At 50.6% G+C, this 4,452-nt stretch carries 4 protein-coding genes; 1 reads left to right on the top strand and 3 read right to left on the bottom strand.

The window, feature by feature from the left end; all coding sequences use genetic code 11:
- From ABYW01_RS15030 to grpE, 3 genes are all read right to left on the bottom strand, one after another.
- Positions 1-508 (bottom strand): DnaJ domain-containing protein (locus tag ABYW01_RS15030; RefSeq protein WP_372834162.1); only part of this gene is annotated, 508 nt, incomplete at its 3' end.
- A 164-nt stretch (positions 509-672) separates the two neighbouring features.
- Positions 673-2,595 (bottom strand): molecular chaperone DnaK, encoded by a 1,923-nt coding sequence (gene dnaK, locus ABYW01_RS15035; protein WP_372834163.1) that lies wholly within the window; start codon positions 2,593-2,595, stop codon positions 673-675.
- A gap of 129 nt (positions 2,596-2,724) precedes the next feature.
- Positions 2,725-3,330: a nucleotide exchange factor GrpE gene (gene grpE, locus ABYW01_RS15040; protein WP_372834165.1), complete on the bottom strand. Its 606-nt coding sequence runs from the start codon at positions 3,328-3,330 to the stop codon at positions 2,725-2,727.
- 206 nt (positions 3,331-3,536) lie between these two features.
- On the opposite strand from grpE, the gene ABYW01_RS15045 reads away from it, so the two are divergent.
- On the top strand, positions 3,537-4,452 hold a 916-nt coding region (locus ABYW01_RS15045; RefSeq protein WP_372834168.1), incomplete at its 3' end, for a DNA repair protein RecN.

The raw sequence follows: 4,452 nt of genomic DNA on the forward strand, positions 1-4,452 counted from the left end.
CCATACCGCCACAGGTGCTACACGCTTTAGGTTGCGTACCCGGTTTAGCACCACTGCCATGACAGGTATCACAGTTCACCAGCGTTGGTATTTTAATGGTCTTCTCTACACCACGGACCGCATCTTCCAGAGAAAGATCCATGTTGTAACGCAGATCAGCACCGCGCTGCACAGAGCTGCGACGGCCACCACCGCCGCCACCGAAGATGTCACCGAAGACATCACCAAAGATGTCACCAAAACCGCCTTCAAAGCCACCGCCCTGACCGCCACCCATATTAGGGTTCACGCCCGCGTGGCCGTACTGGTCATACGCCGCTTTCTTCTGGGCATCAGACAGCACTTCATAAGCTTCGTTAACTTCTTTGAAGTTTTCTTCGGACTCTTTATCATCCGGATTGCGGTCCGGGTGATACTTCATCGCCATGCGGCGGAAGGCTTTTTTGATGTCGCGGTCAGAGGCGTTTTTATCAACGCCGAGTACTTCGTAGTAGTCTTGTTTTGACATAGTCGGTTCTGGCTATCACTTTTGCCGGCAGCACCGGCCGGATACGACAACGCGGGCCGAAGCTGTTGAGCCCCGAATCCCGCGATGCCTTGAATAGAAGTTACCCGGCAGGTTCATGATGATCCAAACCGAATAACTCCCTGTTCAGAAGTCAGACGTAGAAATTACTTCTTGTCGTCCTTAACCTCTTCAAACTCAGCATCCACAGCATCGTCGCCCGGTTTAGCTTCTTCGCCACCTGCCGCTTGCTCTGCTTCAGCCTGCTGCGCTGCATCAGCGTACATCTTCTGGGCTACGCCAGAGATCGCTTCAGTCAGTGCAGCAGTTTTTGTATCAATCGCTTCTTTGTCATCGCCCTTCAGGACTTCTTCCAGTTCAGCGGTAGCGCTTTCGATGTTTGCTTTCTCTTCGTCAGTCGCTTTGTCGCCCGCTTCTTCCATGGTCTTCTTCGCAGAGTGGACCATTGCATCGCCCTGGTTACGCGCCTGAGTCAGTTCTTCAAACTTCTTATCTTCTTCAGCGTTTGCTTCAGCGTCGCGTACCATCTGTTCGATTTCATCATCGCTCAGACCGGAAGATGCTTTGATGACGATAGACTGTTCTTTACCCGTCGCATTATCCTTCGCGTGTACGTTCAGGATACCATTGGCATCCAGATCGAAGGTCACTTCAATCTGAGGCATGCCACGTGGTGCTGGCGGGATATCTGCCAGGTCGAAACGACCCAGAGATTTATTCTGTGCAGCCTGCTTACGCTCACCCTGTACAACGTGAATCGTTACCGCTGTCTGGTTGTCGTCTGCAGTAGAGAACGTCTGAGATTTCTTCGTTGGGATCGTCGTGTTTTTCTCGATCAGAGGCGTTGCCACGCCACCCATGGTTTCGATACCCAGCGTCAGAGGCGTTACATCCAGCAGCAGTACGTCTTTTACGTCACCAGCCAGAACCGCACCCTGAATAGATGCACCCATAGCAACAGCTTCATCCGGGTTCACATCTTTACGAGGTTCTTTACCAAAGAACTCTGCAACGGCAGCCTGTACCATTGGCATACGCGTCTGGCCACCGACCAGAATAACTTCATCGATCTCAGACGCAGACAGGTCTGCATCCTGCAGCGCAATGCGGCAAGGATCGATAGAACGTTTCACCAGCTCTTCCACCAGAGATTCCAGTTTCGCGCGGGTAACTTTTACGTTCAGGTGCTTAGGACCGGTTGCATCAGCCGTGATATACGGCAGGTTAACATCTGTCTGCTGTGCAGAAGACAGTTCACACTTCGCTTTTTCAGCCGCTTCTTTCAGACGCTGCAGAGCCAGTGGATCATTGTGCAGATCGATACCGGATTCTTTCTTGAATTCTGCTGCCAAATACTCGATCAGGCGCAAGTCGAAATCTTCACCACCCAGGAATGTATCACCGTTGGTTGCCAGTACTTCGAACTGGTGCTCGCCATCAACATCCGCAATCTCGATAACAGAGATATCGAAGGTACCGCCACCTAGGTCAAATACAGCAATGGTTTTGTCGCCTTTGGACTTGTCCATGCCATAAGCCAGTGCCGCTGCGGTTGGCTCATTGATAATACGTTTTACTTCAAGACCTGCGATACGGCCGGCATCTTTAGTCGCCTGACGCTGCGCATCGTTAAAGTATGCAGGTACAGTTACAACCGCTTCTGTCACACTTTCGCCCAAGTAATCTTCTGCTGTTTTCTTCATCTTTTTCAAGATTTCAGCAGAGATCTGAGGTGCAGCCAGCTTATCATCACGCACCTGAACCCAGGCATCGCCATTATCAGCTTCTACGATTTTGTACGGCACCATTTTGATGTCTTTCTGTACAACATCATCTTTAAAACGGCGACCGATCAGTCGCTTGATCGCGAACAGAGTGTTGTCCGGGTTAGTTACCGCCTGACGCTTTGCAGGCTGACCTACCAGTGTTTCACCTTCGTCAACATATGCAACGATAGACGGGGTGGTACGATCACCCTCTGCGTTTTCGATAACCTTGCTCTTTTCACCATCCAAGATAGCTACACAGGAGTTGGTAGTACCCAAGTCGATACCGATGATTTTACCCATTCGAATTCACTCCAAGTTTCTGCCCGTTAAGACGGGTCAGCGATCAAATCTTTAAAATATGCTTTGCAATCTATATTGGTGCGGCTGAATCAGTTTCAAGGGCCGCGACCAATTTTTATTCAGTCAGTTTCAGGCTTTCGACACCATCACCATCGCTGGACGAACCAGACGACCGTTCAGGCTGTAGCCCTTTTGCATAACCGCAACAACAGTGTTTGGCGCAACGCCCTCAGCAGGCACCATGGACATCGCCTGATGCAGCTCAGGGTTAAACGCCTCACCTTCAGGATTGAGCTGTTCAACATTGAATTTCGCCAGTCCACCAATCAGCATATCCAGTGTCATCTCAACACCTTCACGCATCGGCTTTACCGCTTCGTCATCACCGGCAGCTTCAATCGCACGCTCCAGATTATCGACAACACCCAACATTTCTGTCGCGAACTTTTCAACGCCAAACTTATGCGCTTTCTCGACATCCTGCTCTGCGCGACGTCGAATGTTTTGAGTCTCAGCCTGACCTCGCAGAATCTGGTCTTTCAACGCAGCCACTTCGGCCTGCGAGACTTCCAGCTGGCTCATCAATTCCGCTAGGCTTAACAGCTCTGGAGAGCCCTCTTCCGCAAGAGGATCAGACTCAGTTGCCACCTGTTCTTCTACGGTTACTTCTTCCGCAACGGTTTGTTCAGCTTGTTCAGTTGCTTCAGTTTCAGGGGCTTTATCTTCGTTCGCCATCTGGAATCTCCAACGCTTACCGCACTTCGGTGCACACAGTTATTTATACCTGTCGCTGTATATGGGGTCCGACAAATCGTTTTCAACAGTAAAAACCACAATTTTTTGTCACGAATACCGTTTGTGTTTGCACTCTCGCTGATTATCGCTTATACAGTACAAAACACTGTATAAATACACAGCAAACAAATACAGGCAACTTAACGATGCTGAATCAGATAACCATCCGTGACTACGCCATTGTTGACGAACTCGATCTGGAACTACAGAACGGCATGACCGTTGTTAGCGGCGAAACCGGTGCAGGCAAGTCAATCATGCTGGATGCATTAGGATTGACGCTGGGCGACCGGGCGGATAGCGCGACCGTTCGTCATGGTGCAGAACGAGCGGAGATTACTGCCAGCTTTGATGTATCCCAGATTCCTGAAGCGACCGCGTGGCTACAACAGCAGGAGCTTGATCAGGAGGGTGATTGTATTTTACGCCGGGTCATCACCCGTGAAGGTCGCTCACGCTGCTACATCAACAACCGCCCAAGTCCGATTGCCGCCGTGCGCGAACTCAGTAAATATCTGATCGATATTCACGGCCAGCACGAACACCAACGTTTGCTGAATAAAGAACATCATCGTTTGCTACTGGACCAGTACGCAGGAGCCACCGTATTGGCAGGCAAAACCCAACGCACTTTTAACCAGTGGCGGAAACTGGACAAACAACTCCGCCAGCTCACTGAAGCCAGTGACGAGCAGATCGCTCGTATTCAATTGCTCAGCTATCAAATTGAAGAACTGGACCAACTTAGCCCTGCTGAGGGCGAATTACAGGCACTGGAACAAGAGCAAAAACAGCTCGCCAACGCCGCTGATATTTTGCACAACGGCCATCAATTGATGAACCTCACCACCGAAGGGGACGGCAACAACTGCCTGACACTGCTGAATCAGTGCCTGCATCTGCTCAGCGATATGTCCGATCAGCAAGGTATTCAACAAGTTTCAGAGATGCTCAACAGTGCACACATCCAGATCGAAGAAGCCGGAGGCGAACTCCGTCACTATCTGGATGGCGTTGCGCTAAACCCTGAGCGTCAGCAGGAAGTCGAAGACCGCTTATCAA

The organism is Pontibacterium sp. (assembly GCF_041587635.1).
GTDB lineage: Bacteria > Pseudomonadota > Gammaproteobacteria > Pseudomonadales > Balneatricaceae > Pontibacterium.

What these genes read in the sequence shown, in the direction of transcription:
- grpE (WP_372834165.1), bottom strand. Translation starts at nt 3,330, where the DNA reads ATGGCGAACGAAGATAAAGCCCCTGAAACTGAAGCAACTGAACAAGCT.
- dnaK (WP_372834163.1), bottom strand. Translation starts at nt 2,595, where the DNA reads ATGGGTAAAATCATCGGTATCGACTTGGGTACTACCAACTCCTGTGTA.